Below are 18,432 nucleotides of genomic sequence, written 5' to 3'. Positions count from 1 at the left end.
GCCTTCGCGCCCAAGATCAATGCGCTGCTCAAGGCGGGCAACCAGCTCACCAGCTACTACGCGACCGGCAACCCGAGCGAGCCCAACTACACGGCACTCGGCGGCGCCGACGATTTCGGCATCACCGACGACAGCCAGTGGAACTGCGACGCCACCGGCGCCAACGCGGTCCAGGATTTGCCAACGCCGGACGCCAGCCAGCCCGGCCTGGCCAAGTCGCCGTTCGCGGCCAGCTGCATCCAGGCCGCCGGCGTCAGCCACAACATCGTCGGCAAGCCCAATCTGTTCAACGCCCTGACGAACGCCGGCCTGAACTGGCGCACCTATAGCGAGTCGATGAACCCGGGCCAGGACGCCCGCATCGACAGCGTCGGCGACGCCGCGGTCACCGCGCTCGACAACGTCTACGCCGCCGGCACCCTGGGCGGCAACACGGCCGTCATCGGCACCGCCGGCCTGACGCTGCCGCTGCCGGGCCAGCTGTACCGCACCAAGCACCATCCGGGCATGGCTTACCAGAACGTGCGCAGCGAGCCGGACTTCAAGTTCAGCAACCGCACCCTGGGCGGCGGCCAGTGGGACGCCAACCTGGCCAAAAGCACCGACTACGCCATCCCGGCCGGCTATGACTACGACCAGCTGAGCACCGACCTGGCCAACGGCCACGTCGGCGCCATCAACTTCCTGGTGCCGGACCAGTGCGACGACATGCACGGCATCAGCGTCAAGGGCACCGTGGCCGGCGGCACGACCCAGATCGTGGCCAGCGATTGCAGCTCGGTCGCCAACAACGTGCCCAACGCCACCGGCGGCGCCATCCTCACGCGCGGCGACAACTATGTCGACAAGCTGGTGCAGAAGATCAAGGCGTCGCCGCTGTGGAAAAACGGCCAGAAGCGCGTCGCCATCGTGCTGATGTTCGACGAGGGCAATGCGACGGCCGGCTTCAACTCCTGCTGCGGCTGGAATCCGGGCAACAGCACGGTCGCCAACCAGCTCAAGCAAAACGCCGACGGCAGCTGGTCGGTCGACAGCTCGACGCACGGCTACACGTCGGGCAACCGCGGCCACGGCCAGTCCGTGTTCGGCATCCTGACCAACCAGGCCAGCGCGCCGACCGGCATCAAGGACAGCGACGCCTACAGCCACTTCTCGTTCAACCGCACCTTGCAGGATATGTTCCAGCTGGCCGACCCCGGTGTCGACGGCTCGTATATGAACCGTTCCAAGTACACGGAAAAGTTCATCGCGGCCAATATCCTGAACTTGCCGGAATACGCGGGCAGCGCCGACACCCACTTCGACTCCGTGCGTCCGGTCAACCACGCCTTCGTGGCGCCGGCCTCGTACACGCAGAAACAGTCGGCCGATGCCGCCGGCGCCGCGCAAGTCGGTCCGGACAGCAGCCAGGTCAACGTCTGGTCGCTGCATAAGTAATCGGCAGATGCGTCGCGCCGCCGCCGGGGAACGATCCGGGCCGGCGGCGCGGCCAGCGGCCATCAGCAATCCATGAGCAATGACAGGGGCCGATCGCGATCGCGCCCTTGTGCCGTTTTAAAGCGAAATCTATGAATATGCAACGCATCGTCGACCGCAGCGCCATTGTCATGTGCACGGGCGCCGTGCTGGCGGCCCTGTACTCTTGCAGCGGCGGCGGCGGCGGCGGCGCCGCGCCGGCGAACGCCCTGGCCGGCGCCGGCACCTCGGCCCCCGTCGGCGGCGCCACGGCTCCCGGCGCCACCACGCTGAGCCTGGCCGCGCAAGTGGGCCAAAAACTGTTCTTCGACCAGAGCCTGTCCGGTTCCGGCAAGCAGTCCTGCGCCAGCTGCCACGATCCGGACCACGCCTACGGTCCACCCAACAACCTGGCCGTGCAACTGGGCGGCGCCAGCCTGGGCGACAGCGGCAACCGCGCCGTGCCGTCGCTGCGCTACAAGCAATACACGCCACCCTACGCCGACCTGCTCGACAATCCCGACGGCATCAGCGCGCCCGGCCCCGGCGGCGGCTTCACCGCCGACGGCCGCGCCGCCACGCTGGCCGACCAAGCCGCCATCCCGCTGCTCGACCCGCACGAAATGGCCAACGCCAGCGGCGCCGCCGTGGTGGCCAAGGTCCAGGCGGCCGCCTACGCGCCGCTTTTCCTGCAAGCCTACGGCGCCCAGGCCTTCGCCGACCCGGCCGCCGCCTTCAAGAGCGTGGGCGCCGCCCTGCAAGCCTTCCAGCTGGAAGACCTCAGCTTCCACCCGTACAGCAGCAAGTTCGACCTGTACGCCGGCAACAAGATCGGCGGCGCCCTGACGCCGGCCGAAACGCGCGGCCTGAAACTGTTTTCCGACTCCACCAAGGGTAATTGCGCCTCCTGCCATTACCAGGGCGCGGGCCTGAACGGCAGCTCGGCGCTGTTCACCGACTTTTTCTACGAGGCCATCAGCGTGCCGCGCAACGGCGCCATCGCCGCCAACGCCGACGCCGGCTTCATCGACATGGGCATCTGCGGCCCCCTGCGCAGCGACCACCTGCCGGGCGCGCCCGGCGCGGCCAACGCCTTCTGCGGCATGTTCAAGGCGCCGACGCTGCGCAACGTCGCCACGCGCGGCAGCTTCTTCCACAACGGCATCATCCACTCGCTGGAACAAAGCATCCGCTTCTACAACACGCGCGACACCAATCCGGAAATCTGGTATCCGACCGTCGGCGGCACGGCCAAGGCCACGCCCGACGCCAACTTCCCCAGCTACGGCTTGATTACCACCCAGTACGTGGGCGGCACCGTGCAAAAGTTCAACGACTTGCCGGCCGCCTATCGCGCCAACATCGACACCCAGATGCCGCTCGACGGCCGCAAGGCGGGCAGCACGCCGCCGATGACGGACGCCGATGTCGGCGACCTGATCTGCTTCCTCAAGACCCTGACCGATGGCTATCAGCCGTCCAGCCAGCCGGCCACCGGCGCCTGCGCCAACTAACTTATTTAGACCGCCATGAAAAACAGCATCGTCACCAGCCTCACCTTGATTTCCACGCTCGCCGCCCTCGCCGCGCTGTCCGGCTGCGGCAGCGCGCAAGACCTGAACCAGGCCAATATGAGCAAGGCCATGCAGACTTATCTGGCCCAGCGCGGCGAACTCTGCCTGGCAAAGAGCAATTGGCCCATCGACGTCGCCGCCGCCGAGACCGGCACCGGTTCGCGCAACGGCGTGCAGATGCCGGTGCTGGAAAAGCTCGGCCTGGTCAGCGCCGGCGACGCCGTCGCCGAACGCAAGGACGACGATGGCAACGTCACCAAGGTGCCGGTGCGGCGCTACCAGCTGACGGCCGAAGGCAAGAAATACTATCTGGCGCGCCCGCCGCACAAGCATGAAGTCGACAACCGCTACGCCGCCGCGCCCTATGATTTCTGCGCCGCCAAGATCACGCTCGACAAAGTCGTCGGCTGGGAAAAAGTTGCGCCGCAGCCGACCGGCGCCCAGGGGCCGGCCGAAGCGGTCGTCACCTACACCTATCAGGTGCAGCCGGCGCCGTGGAGCGTCGACGCCAACGTCGGCCGCGTCTTCCCCATGCTGGCCAACGTCCTCAAGGGCGCCGGCGTGATGCAGCTGAAGGAAAGCTTTGTGCTCACCCCGACCGGCTGGGAAGCCAAGGATTTGTAAGCCATGGGCGCCCGCATCCATTTCACTCCCGAGCTGAAACACTGGATCGTCCACAATATCGACCGTGGCATCCCGCCGGCGCCGCTGGTGTGCAATATGGTCGAGCAGGGCTTCGACCCGCAGGTCGCGGCCAGCCTCGTGCACACGGTCTGGGCCGCGCGCGCCACCGGTGCGGCGCTGCCGGATGATGGCATCGACGCCGACCAGGCCGCCGCCGCGCGCTACCGGCCGCAGCCGTCGCGCCTGATGGCCGGCAACCGCATCGAGCTCGACGGCCGCGCCATCCGTGTCGCCTCGACGCTGATGCAGCCGGTCGTCACCGTGCTGGACAACGTGCTCAGCGCGGCCGAATGCGAGCAGCTGATCGCGCTGGCCACGCCGCGGCTGGCGCCGTCGACCATCGTCGACCCGGCCAGCGGCATGGACACGGCCAGCGCCGCGCGCAGCAGCCACGGCATGTTTTTCCGGCCGCAGGAAAACGCGCTGGTCGAGCGCATCGACCGCCGCCTGGCCCAGCTGATGCAGCTGCCGCTGGAAAACGGCGAAGGCTTGCAGGTGCTGCGCTACGGCGCCGGCGCCGAAAGCACGCCGCACTTCGATTTCCTGATGCCCGGCAATGCGGCCAATGTCGCCTCGCTGGCGCGCAGCGGACAGCGCGTCAGCACGCTGGTGATGTATCTGAACGATGTCGACCACGGCGGCGAGACGGTGTTTCCGGAAGCGGGGCTGGCGGTGGCGCCCCGGCGCGGCGGCGCGGTCTACTTCGAATACTGCAACGCCGACGGCCAGCTCAACCCGCTGTCGCTGCACGCCGGCGCGCCGGTGCTGGCCGGCGAAAAATGGGTCGCCACGCGCTGGATGCGCCAGCGCCGCTTCGTGCCGGCGGGCTGAGTTGGCGTGTGCCGGGGCAGATCACGGCCTTGCCCCCGGCTTGGCGCCGCCGACTGATCGCATAGCAAAACGCCCGCCGGGCGCAAGCCGGGCGGGCGTTTTCGATGATGCGAGGGGATGGAAAAATTATCCGCCGCGGCGCATCATGTCGAAGAATTCACCATTGTTCTTGGTGGCCTTCATCTTGTCGAGGATGAACTCCATCGCTTCGATCTCGTCCATCGAGTACAGCAGCTTGCGCAGGATCCAGATCTTTTGCAGCTGGTCCGGCTTGATCAGCAGTTCTTCGCGGCGGGTGCCCGATTTGTTCAGGTTGATGGCCGGGTAGACGCGTTTCTCGGCCAGGCGGCGCTCCAAATGCACCTCCATATTGCCGGTGCCCTTGAATTCTTCGTAGATCACGTCGTCCATGCGCGAACCGGTTTCGATCAGCGCGGTGGCGATGATGGTCAGCGAGCCGCCTTCTTCGATATTGCGCGCGGCGCCGAAGAAGCGTTTCGGGCGTTGCAGCGCGTTGGCGTCGACGCCGCCGGTCAGCACCTTGCCCGAGGCCGGGATCACGGTGTTGTAGGCGCGCGCCAAACGGGTGATCGAGTCGAGCAGGATGATGACGTCCTTCTTCATTTCGACCAGGCGCTTGGCTTTTTCCAGCACCATCTCGGCGACCTGGACGTGGCGGGTGGCCGGCTCGTCGAAGGTCGAGGCGACCACTTCGCCGCGCACGGAGCGCTGCATTTCGGTCACTTCTTCCGGCCGTTCGTCGATCAGCAAGACGATCAGCGTGCAGTCCGGGTGGTTGGCCGTGATGGCGTGGGCGATGTGTTGCAGGATCACGGACTTGCCCGACTTCGGCGACGCCACCAGCAGGCCGCGCTGGCCCTTGCCGATGGGCGCGATCAAGTCGATGATGCGGCCGGTGATGTTTTCCTGGCCATTCATCTCGCGTTCCAGGCGCAGCGGCTCGTTCGGGTGCAGCGGCGTCAGGTTCTCAAACAATATGCGGTGCTTCGACATCTCCGGCGATTCGCCGTTGACCTTGTCGACCTTGACCAGCGCGAAGTAACGCTCACCATCTTTGGGGGTGCGCACTTCGCCTTCGATCGAGTCGCCGGTGTGCAGGTTGAAGCGGCGGATCTGCGACGGCGAGATGTAGATGTCGTCGGTCGAGGCCATGTAGCTGGCGTCGGGCGAGCGCAGGAAGCCGAAGCCGTCGGGCAGCACTTCGAGGGCGCCGTCGCCGAAAATCTGCTCGCCGGATTTCGCGCGCTTTTTCAGGATCGCAAACATCAGTTCCTGTTTGCGCAGACGGGCCGCGTTGTCGATGTCAAGACCGATCGCCATCTCTAATAACGCCGAGACGTGTAAGGCCTTTAATTCAGATAGATGCATATGTGTTGAGTGTCCCGTGACGGGAGATAAAGGTAGGGGAGGGGACTGCGTGGTGTTCGTTAATCAGTAGGCAACGGAAGGTATCGGTTGCCGGCCGTTCAGGCAACGCTGCGGGCGCAGCGTCGCCATATATTACATCAGATATTGCTGTCGATGAAAGAGGTCAGTTGGCCTTTTGCCATCGCGCCGACCTTTTGTGCCGCCGCGACACCGTTTTTGAACAAAATCAGGGTCGGAATACCACGGATGCCGAATTTGCCCGGCACGATCTGGTTGGAATCGACGTCCAGTTTGGCGATCAAAATCTTGCCGTCGTATTCCTTGGCGACTTCTTCCAGGATGGGGGCGATGCTCTTGCACGGTCCGCACCATTCGGCCCAGAAGTCGACCAGCACGGGGCGGTCGGATTTCAGGACGTCGGACTCAAAAGACGCATCGGTAATGTGTTTGATATTTTCGCTCATGATTTTCCTCAAAGAGAGGTCAGTTTGTGGGATCTATAACGCCTGGAAATATGCCAATTTGTCTGCAATCGCCATTAACGTTGCTGGACTACAAGCAACACATGGAGACGCTTTGCTCGATTTCAAATGATTTTTGGTGGGCGTGGCAAGAGGGTCGCAGGCGGGGATGGCTGAAATAATAACCCATTTTTAAAAAATGTGCGGCGGATTGTCGAAATAGCGCGTGGCGGGAGGAAATTGTTCGTTTGGTAATGTTGCTTTATTGCCGCGCCGGGTCGGCGTGGCGCCGGCGCGGCGCTGCCTCAATCGTCGTCGGCGAAGGTGGTGTTGGTCATGATTTGCTCGGTCACCTGTTCCAGCAAATTCCACAACTGGGCCACGATGGGTTGGGCGCGGGCGATTTCGTCGGCGCTCTGGCCGGGCGCCAGCTCTTCCAGCGCCAGGCACAGGTCGGCCATGCCGAAGGCGCCGACGGTGCGCGCTGCCGACTTGATGCGGTGGCCCAGCTCGCGCACGGCCTGCACCTCGCCGCGCGCCAGCGACGCTTCCATGTCGCTCACGCCTTCCTGCGTGCTTTGCAGGAATTTGAAGGCGAACTTGCGCACCTTTTGCGGGTGGTAGCCGAGCAGCTTGGCCAGCACCGACAAGTCGATCACGGCCGGGTCGCCGGCCAGCGTGGTCTTGAAGGCCGGCGCCCGGTTGCGCGGGCGGGCCTGGCCGGCCAGCGGCTCGCGCTCGGGCAGCCAGTTGGCGATGGTCTGGTACATCAGCGCCGGCTGGATGGGCTTGGAAATGAAATCGTTCATGCCGGCGTCGGTGCAGCGCACCCGGTCTTCGCTGGTGGCCGTGGCCGTCATCGCCAGCACGCGCAGGTGGGCCAGCTGCGGGTCGGCGCGGATGCGGCGGGTCGCCTCCAGGCCGTCCATCAGCGGCATTTGCACGTCCATCAGCACGCAGTCGAAATCGGTCTGGCGCAGCAGTTCGAGGGCCTCGGCGCCGTTGTTGGCCAGGCACACGGCGGCGCCGACTTCCTCCAGCATCTCCAGCGCGATCTGCTGGTTGAAGGTGTTGTCCTCGACCAGCAGGATGCGGGCGTCTTTCAGCGTCGCCATCACGGCCGAGGTGTGGGCGGTCGCCAGCAGCGCGGCGGCGGCGTCGCTGACCTGGTTGAGGAGCGCCGGCACGGTCCAGGTCGACACCCCCAGCCGCGCCGTGAACCAGAAGGTGCTGCCGGCGCCGGGCGTGCTCGACACGCCGACGTCGCCGCCCATCAGCTGCGCCAGCTGCTTGCAGATCGCCAGCCCCAGGCCGGTGCCGCCGTATTCGCGCGTGGTCGAGGTGTCGGCTTGCTGGAAGGAGACGAACAGCTTGTCCATTTCCAGTTCCGACAGACCGATGCCGTGGTCGCTGACTTCGAAGCGCACCAGGCAGCCGTTGGCGTCGCCGACCACTTTGCGGGCGCGGATTTCTATCGTGCCCTGCTCGCTGAACTTGATGGCGTTGTTGGTGTAGTTGATCAGCACCTGGCCCAGGCGCAGCGGGTCGCCGCGCAACATGGGCGGCAGCTCGGGGTCGAGCTCGAACACCAGTTCCAGGCCGCGGCTGGCCGCCTTGGGCGCGACCACCGTGGTCAGCGTCTGCACCACGTGGTCGAGCGCGAAGTCGACTTGTTCGATCTCCAGCTTGCCGGCCTCGATCTTGGAAATGTCGAGGATGTCGTCGATGATGCCGAGCAGGTGTTCGCCGGCGAACCGGATCTTTTCCAGGTAGTCGCGCTGGCGCGGGTCGAGGTCGGTCTTCAGCGCCAGATAGGCCATGCCGATGACGCCGTTCATCGGGGTGCGGATTTCGTGACTCATATGGGCCAGGAACTGGCCCTTGGCCGTGCTGGCCTCCTCGGCCTGGCGCTTGGCCTGGCCCAGCTGCTCGGTGCGCTGGGCCACGCGCTCCTCCAGGTGCTCGTTCAATTCGCGCAGCGCGCGCTCGGCGTGCTTGCTGTCGGTGATGTCGATGGTCATGCAGATCAAATAGGCCGGCGCGCCGCGCTCGTCGAACACCGGCTTCTTGAACACGCGCAGGTGGCGCTGCTGCTGCTGGGTGCGGTGCCAGATGGTTTCCTCGAAGTCGACCAGGGTGCGGCCCTCGAAGGCCTGCCTGTCCTTTTCCCGGTACATGGCGTGCTGGGCCGGCTGGTGCAGGGGCGCGTCGTCGCCGTCAGTCAGGCGGGCGAAGGTGTAGCCGAACTGCTGTTCGCAGGCGCGGTTCATCAGCAGGAAGCGGCCGTCGGGATCTTTGATGAACAGGCCGGTCGGCATCATCTGGATGATTTCCTGCAGCCGCTGCTCGCCCTTGCGCACCGCGTCCTCGCTGCGCTTGCGGTAGCTGATGTCGGTCAGGCTGGCCACCACCATGACCACCGCGCCGTGCTCGTCGTGGATGGGCTCGGCGTTCACGGACAGCCAGTTCAGCGCGCCGTCCGGCTGGCGCACGCCCATCACCACGTCGCGCACCGGCACGCCGTCGGCCAGCACGCGCTGCACCGGATGGTCGGCCGCCTCGTAGGCGCTGCCGTCCTCGCGCACGCCGCTCCACAGCGCCGCGCCCTCGGCCGCGTGGGCCAGCAGGCGCTGCGCCGCCGCGTTGCTTTCGACCACCAGGCCGGCGCCGTTGAGCACCACCAGGCCGTTGGTGACGGCGTCGAAGATGGAGGCCAGGCGCGCGCTCGAATCGCGCAGGGCGCTCTCGGCCTGGCGCCGCGCCGTGATGTCGGTGATCATCGCCAGGGTGCCGCTGTGGCGGCCGTTGTCGGCGTGGATGGCGGTCGAGGACAGCAAGCCCCACAGCGCCGCGCCGTCCTGGTGGAAGAAGCGCACGTCGGCCTGGGTGGTCTGGCCGCCGGCGCGCTGGCGGCCGTGTTCGCGCAGCAGGGCGCGGCCGGCCTCGTCCATGAAGTCGCCCATGGGCTTGCCCAGCATCTGCTCGACCTCGTAGCCCAGCATGCGCGCCATGGTCGGGTTGACGAAGGAGGTGCGGTCGTCGGCGTCGGTCATCCAGATGCCCTCGGCGGCCGTCTGCACGATTTGCCGGTAGCGCTCGGAACTGGCGTGCAGCGCCTCCTCGGCGCGCTGGCGCTGCGTCATGTCGCGCAGCGACACCACCGTCAACTCCTGGCCCGACAGCCGCAGCGGCGACAAATGCACCATGGCCGGAAAGTGCCAGCCGTCGGCGCGCTGGGCGCTGAGCACCCGGCCCGGCAGGTTGGGCCGCGAGTACAGCTCGCGCGCGCGGCCGGTCTGGCGCATCGCGTCCGGCACCAGCTGCTCGATGGAGCGGCCCACCAGCGTGCCGTCCTCGTAGCCGAAGCTGCGCACGCAGGCCGGGTTGGCGAAGTGCACCAGGCCGCTCTTGTCGGCCACCATCATCGCCGCCGGCGTGGCGTCGAGGATGGCGGCCACCCGCGCCTGGTCGGCGGCGGCCCGTTCGCTGATGTCGCTCAGGGTGCCGGTGGCGCGGCTGGCGCGGCCGCCGGCGTCGCGCTGCATCACCATGCCGCGCCCCTGCACCCATTTCCAGCCGCCGTCGAAGCAGCGCATGCGGAATTCGGAGGTGTGGATGGCGGTGTCGCCGGCCTCGCTCAGCGTGTACGATTCCACGTAGCGCTGCACGCGTTCGCGGTCATCGGGGTGGATCTGGTCCAGCCACTCGCCGGGCGCGGGCGGGAAGGCGCCGGGCGCGTAGCCCAGCACTTCGCAATAGCGGTCCGAAAAGGTCGAGCGCATCTGCTCGATGTGCCAGTCCCACACGCCCTGGCCGGTCGCTTCGAGCGCGAAGGCGGCCATCTGTTCGGCGCTGTCGACCCGCACCTCGGCGCCGCGCAGCGCCTGCGTCAGGCGGCGCGAGCGCCAGCCGGCCGCCGCGCCCAGCACCAGCAGCAGGGCCAGCGCGCCCAGGGCGCCGTAGCGCCACAGCGGGTGGGGCGCTTCCGGCTGGTACAGAAAACCCTTGAGCGAAAACTCGGGCGGCAGCATGCCCAGCTCGATATAGGTGTCGGCGATCGCGCGCCAGCGCGCCGGATTGCTGTAGCCCAGCTCGATCAAGTTTTGCTCCAGCAGCGGCGCGGTCTGCTGGGCCTCGAAGATCAGCTGCTCGCGCCTGTGCCGGTTCGGATAGCGGGCCCGGATCAGGTCCGCGATCTCGCCCTGGTGGGCCATCGCGTATTGCCAGCCGCGCAGCGTGGCCTCGCGCATCGCCGCCACCCGCGCCGGATGTTCGCGCAGCTCGCTTTCCGTGGTGTACAGGTTGTCGCTGTAAAAATCGATGCCGACCGAGCGCGGCGAAATGATGTCGTAGGCCAGGCCGCTGCGTTCGAGCAGATACGGTTCTTCGGTGATGTAGGCGGCGTAGGCGTCGACGTGGCCGCCGATCAGTTCATCGAGGTCGTAGGTGTGCGGCACCAGGAACATGCTTTCGAGGCGCACGCCGATCTTCTTGAAATAGGCGGTCAGCTCCTCGTTGTTCTGGGCCAGCATGACGCGGCTGCCGGTCCAGGGCCGGCGCTTGCCGTCGGCGTCGTGGCGCACCAGCAGCACCGACGGCGAATGCTGGAAGATGGAGGCCAGCACCACCAGCGGCTGGCCGAGGCCGCGCGCCAGCAGCAGGCTGCTGTTGCCGACGCCGTACTGGGCGTGACCGTCGACGACGTTCTCGATCGGGTTGACGCCGGGCGGGGCTTCGATCAGCGAGACGTCGAGGCCGACGTCGCGGTAATAGCCCTTGTCCTGGGCCGCGTAAAAGCCGGCGAACTGGAACTGGTGCTGCCACTGCAACTGGATCGCCACTTTTTCCGCCGCGCCGGCTGCGCCGGCCGCCGCCAATAAGCAGGCCAGTGCGCAGGCCAGCGCGCAGGCGCGGGCCGCCCGCCGCAAGGGCGGGCGGCCTCCGGCGGGCGGGGCGGCGGCGCGTAAGCGTGGACGGCGGTGCAACAAGAGCTTCCCTTTCTGGCGACGGCTGGCCTGATACCGATGGCAATCGGACAACGCTAACAGCTGGATCGGGCAACTATAGCATCGAAATTTTGGCTGTAGTGTTTAACTTTCCCCGAATGAAAAGATGGCTGGCCGGGGCGCAAGAAAAGCCTGAAAAAGCCGCCGGCGGCGGATACGCGTGACAATCGGAGAGTTTTACCGGGCCAATCTGTGCTACCGCGCCCGAGGGCGGCGTGGGCCGGCGGCGCTAGGCGAAGCTGCCGGCGAACTGGTAGCGGTGGCCCGGATGCCACATCGTCGCGATCGAGGCGATCTGGCCGCCCGAGCGGGTCTGGCGCCGCAGCACCAGGCAGGGCGCGCGGGTGTCGATGGCCAGCATCTCGGCGATGTCGCGCGGCGCCGCCAGCGCCTCGATGCTGTAGGTGGCGCCCTGCAACGGCGCCGCCTTCATCAGGTATTCATTGGGCGTGACGGCGGAAAAATCCTGTTCCATATAAGCGGGCGCGCACAGCGGATTGACCCAGCGGTCCTCGACCTGGATCGGCACGCCGTTTTCAAAGTGCACGATCACCGAGTGGAACAGCGGGTGGCCGCCGGCCAGGCCGAACTGCTTGGCCAGCAGCTCGCTGGCCTTGCTGCGTTCCAGCTGTTGCAGGCTGCTGCGGTGGACGTGGCCGCGCGTGCGGATCTCGTCGGCGATGCTCTTGATTTCGAGTAGCGTGGCCTGGTATTTTTGCTGCGCGACGTAGGTGCCCGAGCCCTGGCGGCGCGTCAGCACCTGCTCGGTGGTCAGCTCGCGCACGGCTCGGTTGACCGTCATGCGCGAGACGCCGAACTGCTTGACCAGCGCCTGCTCGGACGGGATCACGTCGCCTTCCTTCCACTGGCCGGCCGCGATCTGCGCCAGCAAGTGGTCTTTGATGCGCTGGAAGATGGGGGTGTGTTCTGGCGGTGACTGGTGGTCCAAACGGCTTCTCCGGAATACCGTCACGCATGGACGGTTCATGCCATTTTAGCATTGCGGCCGGCCAGGTCCACAGCGATCTTGAATTCAAAAGCAAGAGGCGGGATGCGCGTCGCGCCGCCGCTCGGTATGATGGCCCCATCTGAGAAATCCACCGGAAGCGCCGCATGAGCCAGACCGCCACCCCAACCGCCGATGTCGCCGATGTCGCCGATGTCACCGCCGCCGATGCCGATGGTGCCACCGTCGCCACCGCCGCCGATGCCAAGGCCGCCGCCACCACCGCCGCTGTCGATGCTGCCGGTGCCGACAACGCCGCCGCTTACGCCACCGACGAGCAGCGCTGGGCCGCCGTGCGCCGGCGCGACGGCGCGGCCGACGGCGTGTTTTACTATTCGGTGCGCAGCACCGGCGTCTACTGCCGGCCGTCGTGCGGGGCGCGGCCGGCCTTGCGCGCCAACGTCGCCTTCCACGCCAGCGGCGCCGCCGCCGAGCAGGCCGGCTTTCGTCCCTGCCTGCGCTGCAAGCCGGACCAGCCGCCGCTGGCCGAGCGCCACGCCGCCCTCGTGGCCCAGGCCTGCCGCCTGATCGACGCGGCGCAGTCGCCGCCGGACCTCGACAGCCTGGCCGCCGCCAGCGGCATGAGCCGATTCCATTTCCACCGCATCTTCAAGGCCCACACCGGCATCACGCCGAAAGCCTACGCGGCGGCCCGGCGCGCGCGCCGCGTGCAGGCCGGCCTGGCGCAAGCTGGCAGCGTGACCGAGGCCTACTACGCGGCCGGCTTCAATTCCAGCGCGCGGTTTTACGCCCAGTCGCCGACGCTGCTGGGCATGACGCCGCGCGCCTTCCGCAGCGGCGGCGGCGGCGCCACGATACGCTTCGCCATCGCCGCCTGCTCGCTCGGCGCGCTGCTGGTGGCCAGCACCGACCAGGGCATTTGCGCGATCTTGATGGACGACGATCCGGAGGCGCTGGCGCGCGACCTGCAAGACCGCTTCCCGCACGCCGACTTGATCGGCGCCGAGCCCGAATATGAACAGGTGGTGGCGCGCGTGGTCGGCCTGGTCGAGCATCCCGAACGGGGCCTGGACTTGCCGCTCGACGTGCGCGGCACCGCCTTCCAGCAGCGCGTGTGGCAGCTGCTGCGCGCGATTCCACCGGGCCGCACCATCAGCTACGCGGAACTGGCCGCGCTGGCCGGCTCGCCGAAGGGCGCGCGCGCCGTCGCCGGCGCCTGCGCCGCCAATCCGGTGGCGGTGGCCATCCCCTGCCACCGCGTGGTGCGCAACGACGGCGCGCTGTCCGGCTATCGCTGGGGCGTGGACCGCAAGGCCGCGCTGCTCGACCGCGAGGCCGGCAAAGGACGCACATGAAAAACGGCGAATTCGATTTCAGCGACGGCGCGCCGGAACGCCAGCGCCGCACCGCGCCGCCGGCGCGCGCCGCCGTTCCCGTCGCCGTCGCCGCCACCGCCACCGCTGCCACCACGCCCGCCGTCACGGCCACTGTTACTACTTCTACCGCCACCGCCACCGCCACTGTCGCAGTCACGCCCACCATCACGGCCGCCACGGCCGATGGCGCCGCCGCCGCGCAAACGGCGGCCAGCGCGCGCAAGGCCGTCGGCGCGGCGGCCGGCATCGCGGTCCACGTCGCCGGCCTCGATTGGCAAGCCATCGCGGCGGAGCTGGCGGCGCACGGCTACGCCGTCGTCCCCGGCATGCTGACGGCCGACGAATGCGTCGCCATGGCCGCGCAGTACGCGCAGCCGGCGCTGTTCCGCAGCCGCGTCGTGATGTCGCAGCACGGCTACGGCAGCGGCGAGTACCAGTATTTCCGCTACCCGCTGCCGTCGACGGTGGCGGCGTTGCGGCAGTCGCTGTATGGGCCGCTGGCCGCCATCGCCAACCACTGGCACGAGGTGCTGCAAATGGCGCCGCGCTTCCCGCCGGAGCACGCCGACTTTCTGGCGCGCTGCCACGCCGCCGGCCAGCGGCGTCCCACGCCGCTGCTGCTGCAATACGGGGCCGGCGATTACAACTGCCTGCATCAGGATTTATACGGCGAGCACGTGTTCCCCTTGCAGGCCGCGATCCTGCTGTCGCAGCCGGGCGCCGATTTCGACGGCGGCGAATTTGTGCTGACGGAGCAGCGTCCGCGCATGCAGTCGCGGGTCGAAGTGGTGGCGCTCCAGCGCGGCGACATGGTGATCTTCCCCGTCAACCGCCGGCCGGCGCAGGGCGCGCGCGGCGCCTACCGCGTGCAGATGCGGCACGGCGTGAGCCGCCTGCGCAGCGGCGCGCGCCACACGCTGGGCATCATCTTCCACGACGCGCAGTAGGTTGTCGGCGGTGGAGCGCTTGAGTATTCTCAACATGCCCGCTACCTGAACTCACTAAAGTCGTGCAGTCAAGGTCAGCACGTGTCGCAGGGCGGTTGAAAGCCGCTGACGTTGTCAATCCCATCGAATTGACGCGCTAGCGAGGCAAGCATGGCCGACCCCAAGCGCGGCAAACTTCGCTACACTTCTGCGATTGCCCCAATTGGAGAAGCCCGATGCGTATGATTCCCGTCCAGAGTTCCCTGTTAGCCCTCGCCGTTTTCGGCACGCTGCCGTGCGCGCAAGCGGACACGGTGCTCGACCACGCCAACGGCTACACGCTGAACGCGGCCGGCAAGCTGCTGCGCTTCGCGTCGCTGGCGTTTGACGACGCCGGCAAAATCATCGCCGTCGGCGGCGCCCAATCGGTGGCCGCCAAAGCGCCGCATGCGCGCCACGTCGACCTGCACGGCCAGACCGTCTTGCCCGGCCTGATCGACGCCCACGGCCACGTCTTCGAACTGGGCGCGCTGGCCAGCCGCGTACAGTTGTACGACACCACGTCCCTGGCCGGCGCCGTCAAGGCGGTGGCCGATTTCAATACCGCCCATGCCGACGGCGCGTGGCTGATCGGCTTCGGCTGGAATCAGGAAATCTGGAAGCTGGGCCGCTTTCCCACCGCCGCCGAACTCGATGCCGCCGTTGGCAACCGGCCCGCGTGGCTGCACCGCGTCGACGGCCACGCCGGCTGGGCCAATACCCGGGCGCTGCAACTGGCCGGCATCACGCGCGACACGCCCGATCCGAGCGGCGGCAAGATCGAGCGCGACGCCGACGGCACGCCGAGCGGGGTGCTGGTCGACGCGGCCATGGAGATGATGGACCGCGTGGTGCCGAAACCGACCGAGGCCGAAAGCCGCGCGGCGCTCGACAGCGCCCTGGCCATGCTGACGAAGGTGGGGCTGACCAGCGTCCACGACGCCGGCATCGGCAGCGGCGCCGACGCCCTCTATCGCGACTACGCCGACCACGGCAAGCTGACCACGCGGGTCTACGCCATGATAGGCGACACCGGCGCCGACTTCGACGCGCTGTCCCACAACGGTCCGCTGGCCTCCTACGCGGGCGACCGCTACGCGCTGGCCGCCGTCAAGCTGTATGGCGACGGCGCGTTGGGCAGCCGCGGCGCGGCGCTGCTCGAACCGTACAGCGACATGCCGTCCGCGCGCGGCACGCTGTTCCACACTGACGCCGACCTGCTGGCGCGCATGGACAAGGCGATGCGCGCCGGTTATCAGGTCAACGTGCACGCCATCGGTGACGCCGCCAACCGCCAGGTGCTCGACGGCTTCGAGGCGCTGATCGCCAAGTACCACAACGCCGCGCTGCGGCCGCGCATCGAGCACGCGCAGGTGGTGGCGCTGGCCGACATTCCGCGCTTTAAACGGCTCGGCGTGATGCCGTCGATGCAGCCGACCCACGCGACGTCGGACCAGAACATGGCCGAGCAGCGCATCGGCCATGAGCGCATGAAGGGCGCGTACGCGTGGCGCACCTTCCTCGACCAGGGCTCGAAGATCGCCTGCGGTTCCGACTTCCCGATCGAGTCGCCCAATCCCTTCGCCGGCATCCACGCGGCCGTCACGCGGCAGGACGGCAACGGCGCGCCGCCGGGCGGCTGGTATAAAAACCAGGCGATGACGCTGACCGAGGCGTTCCGCTGTTTCACGCTCGACGCCGCGTACGCCGCGCATCAGGAAAACGTGATCGGCTCGCTGGAGCCGGGCAAGTGGGCCGACTTCGTGCTGGTCGACCGCGACATCTTCAAGACGCCGGCATCGGACATCGGCAAGACGCAGGTATTGCAAACCTGGGTCGCGGGACGGCAGGTCTACAGCGTCAAGTGAGATGCTGATTTTTTTGGGTATATATACCATTAAATACGGGTGCTATACTGGTTTTCAGGGCAAGGGTGGAAATCATGGGCAAAATCATAGCGTACTTACATCAGGATGAGGCGCGTCATCGCCTCATGAAAAACCTCACTATTTTCTCTGTCGTGGGAGGTGTGATATACACGATTATCATCGCGGTAGCGATTGCGATGCGGTGACGTGTTGCTCCTTCCACCCTCATCCATCAAGGCGCGCTCAGCGCCTTTTGTGTTTTTAGCCGTGCCGATAAAAATCGATTGACTTGGTTGTCTATACAACTTATTCTTCAACGATGCGCCGGTTGCGTGCGTGGATCGCCACGTCCGCCGGTCCAACCCCATTGAGGAGACCATCATGAGCACCCCTTCGAGCAGCCCGAATCATCTGGACGACGATCCGCGTTACGACGCCAGCCGCGAAATCCGCGCCCCGCGCGGTCCGGAGCGGACCTGCAAGAACTGGGGCGCCGAGGCGGCCTACCGCATGATCCAGAATAATCTGGACAAGGAAGTGGCCGAAAATCCCAAGCATCTGGTGGTCTACGGCGGCATCGGCCGCGCGGCCCGCAACTGGGCATGCTACGACCAGATCCTGGCCTCGCTGCGCGAACTGGAAGACGACCAGACGCTGTTGATCCAGTCCGGCAAACCGGTCGGCGTGTTCCAGACCCACGCGGACGCGCCGCGCGTGCTGATCGCGAACTCGAACCTGGTGCCGAAGTGGGCCAACTGGGAACACTTCAATGAACTCGACCGCAAGGGCCTGTTCATGTACGGCCAGATGACGGCCGGCAGCTGGATCTACATCGGCACCCAGGGCATCGTGCAGGGCACGTTCGAGACCTTCGCCGAAGCGGGCCGCCAGCACTTCGGCGGCGACCTGAAAGGGCGCTGGGTCTTGACCGCGGGCCTGGGCGGCATGGGCGGCGCCCAGCCGCTGGCCGCGACCATGGCCGGCGCCGTGTCGCTGACCATCGAGTGCCAGCAAAGCAGCATCGACTTCCGCCTGCGCACCCGCTATCTGGACAAGCAGGCCACCAGCATCGACGACGCCATCGCGCTGATTAAACATCACACCAGCCGCAAGGAGGCCATTTCCATCGGCCTGCTCGGCAACGCGGCCGACGTGCTGCCGGAACTGGTCAAGCGCGCCCGCGCCGGCGAGATCGTGCCCGACCTGGTGACCGACCAGACCTCGGCCCACGATTTAATCAACGGCTACCTGCCGCGCGGCTGGAGCGTGGAACAGTGGAAGGCGGCGCAGCAGGACCCGGCCCGCCACGCCGAGCTGACGGCGGCCGCCTCCGCGTCGTGCGCCGTGCACGTGCAGGCGATGCTGGACTTCTTCGCGATGGACGTCAAGGTGGTCGACTACGGCAACAACATCCGCCAGGTCGCGTTCGACCACGGCGTGCGGGACGCCTTCGATTTTCCGGGCTTCGTGCCGGCCTATATCCGTCCGCAGTTCTGCGAGGGACGCGGTCCGTTCCGCTGGGTCGCGCTGTCGGGCGACCCGGAAGATATCTATAAAACCGACGCCAAGATCAAGGAGCTGTTCCCGCACCACGCGCAGGTGCACCGCTGGCTGGACATGGCGCGCGACCGCATCGCCTTCCAGGGACTGCCGGCGCGCATCTGCTGGCTGGGACTGGGCGAGCGCCACATCGCCGGCCTGGCCTTCAACGAGATGGTGCGCAACGGCGAACTGAAAGCGCCCATCGTCATCGGCCGCGACCACCTCGACACCGGCTCCGTCGCCAGCCCGAATCGCGAAACGGAAAGCATGAAGGACGGCACCGACGCCGTCTCCGACTGGCCGCTGCTGAACGC

The 18,432-nt window shown here is 67.1% G+C and carries 12 protein-coding genes and 1 pseudogene; 8 read left to right on the top strand and 5 right to left on the bottom strand.

Annotated features, from left to right (window positions below; all coding sequences use genetic code 11):
• The 4 genes and pseudogenes from Q0S71_RS26805 to Q0S71_RS26790 form a co-directional block, all read left to right on the top strand.
• Nucleotides 1-1,437 (top strand): annotated as a pseudogene (locus tag Q0S71_RS26805) (phosphoesterase); the annotation flags it as partial.
• Nucleotides 1,438-1,574: 137 nt separating this feature from the next.
• Entirely contained in the window at nucleotides 1,575-2,969 is a 1,395-nt protein-coding gene (locus Q0S71_RS26800) for a cytochrome c peroxidase (protein WP_296002655.1), read from the top strand.
• A 15-nt stretch (nucleotides 2,970-2,984) separates the two neighbouring features.
• Nucleotides 2,985-3,653, top strand: coding sequence for a hypothetical protein (locus tag Q0S71_RS26795; protein ID WP_296002652.1), 669 nt, complete (start codon nucleotides 2,985-2,987; stop codon nucleotides 3,651-3,653).
• A gap of 3 nt (nucleotides 3,654-3,656) precedes the next feature.
• The gene (locus Q0S71_RS26790) at nucleotides 3,657-4,544 is read left to right on the top strand and encodes a 2OG-Fe(II) oxygenase (protein WP_296002649.1); all 888 of its coding nucleotides are present in this window, start codon (nucleotides 3,657-3,659) and stop codon (nucleotides 4,542-4,544) included.
• A gap of 126 nt (nucleotides 4,545-4,670) precedes the next feature.
• Here Q0S71_RS26790 and rho read toward each other — a convergent pair whose 3' ends face one another.
• The 4 genes from rho to hutC all read right to left on the bottom strand — a co-directional run bounded on the left by rho (nucleotide 4,671) and on the right by hutC (nucleotide 12,349).
• Complete coding sequence (gene rho / locus Q0S71_RS26785; protein WP_296002646.1) at nucleotides 4,671-5,933, bottom strand: transcription termination factor Rho; 1,263 nt, start codon at nucleotides 5,931-5,933, stop codon at nucleotides 4,671-4,673.
• Between the two features lie 137 nt (nucleotides 5,934-6,070).
• Nucleotides 6,071-6,397: a thioredoxin TrxA gene (gene trxA, locus Q0S71_RS26780; protein WP_296002643.1), complete on the bottom strand. Its 327-nt coding sequence runs from the start codon at nucleotides 6,395-6,397 to the stop codon at nucleotides 6,071-6,073.
• A gap of 302 nt (nucleotides 6,398-6,699) precedes the next feature.
• A complete protein-coding gene (locus Q0S71_RS26775) occupies nucleotides 6,700-11,322 on the bottom strand; it encodes a PAS domain S-box protein (RefSeq protein ID WP_296002641.1) in 4,623 nt (1,540 codons plus the stop codon).
• Nucleotides 11,323-11,629: 307 nt separating this feature from the next.
• Entirely contained in the window at nucleotides 11,630-12,349 is a 720-nt protein-coding gene (gene hutC / locus Q0S71_RS26770; RefSeq protein WP_296002638.1) for a histidine utilization repressor, read from the bottom strand.
• A 164-nt stretch (nucleotides 12,350-12,513) separates the two neighbouring features.
• Between hutC and ada the strand changes: the two genes are divergently transcribed.
• The 3 genes from ada (at nucleotide 12,514) to Q0S71_RS26755 (ending at nucleotide 16,576) form a co-directional block, all read left to right on the top strand.
• Complete coding sequence (gene ada / locus Q0S71_RS26765; protein ID WP_296002635.1) at nucleotides 12,514-13,722, top strand: bifunctional DNA-binding transcriptional regulator/O6-methylguanine-DNA methyltransferase Ada; 1,209 nt, start codon at nucleotides 12,514-12,516, stop codon at nucleotides 13,720-13,722.
• Nucleotides 13,719-14,690, top strand: coding sequence for a 2OG-Fe(II) oxygenase (locus tag Q0S71_RS26760; RefSeq protein ID WP_296002631.1), 972 nt, complete (start codon nucleotides 13,719-13,721; stop codon nucleotides 14,688-14,690). Before ada ends, Q0S71_RS26760 begins: the two co-directional genes overlap by 4 nt.
• 215 nt (nucleotides 14,691-14,905) lie before the next feature.
• Nucleotides 14,906-16,576, top strand: a complete 1,671-nt coding sequence (locus tag Q0S71_RS26755; protein ID WP_296002628.1) for an amidohydrolase — start codon at nucleotides 14,906-14,908, stop codon at nucleotides 16,574-16,576.
• A gap of 95 nt (nucleotides 16,577-16,671) precedes the next feature.
• Here Q0S71_RS26755 and Q0S71_RS26750 read toward each other — a convergent pair whose 3' ends face one another.
• The gene (locus tag Q0S71_RS26750) at nucleotides 16,672-16,959 is read right to left on the bottom strand and encodes a hypothetical protein (RefSeq protein ID WP_296002625.1); all 288 of its coding nucleotides are present in this window, start codon (nucleotides 16,957-16,959) and stop codon (nucleotides 16,672-16,674) included.
• Between Q0S71_RS26750 and hutU the strand changes: the two genes are divergently transcribed.
• A partial coding sequence (hutU, locus tag Q0S71_RS26745) for a urocanate hydratase (protein WP_296002622.1) occupies nucleotides 16,958-18,432 on the top strand: 1,475 nt, incomplete at its 3' end. The two genes, Q0S71_RS26750 and hutU, sit on opposite strands and share 2 nt — an antisense overlap.

The organism is Rugamonas sp. (genome assembly GCF_025354735.1).
GTDB lineage: Bacteria > Pseudomonadota > Gammaproteobacteria > Burkholderiales > Burkholderiaceae_D > Rugamonas.
Note: the sequence above shows the minus strand (reverse complement) of the source record. Positions and strands in the feature narration are given on the sequence as shown.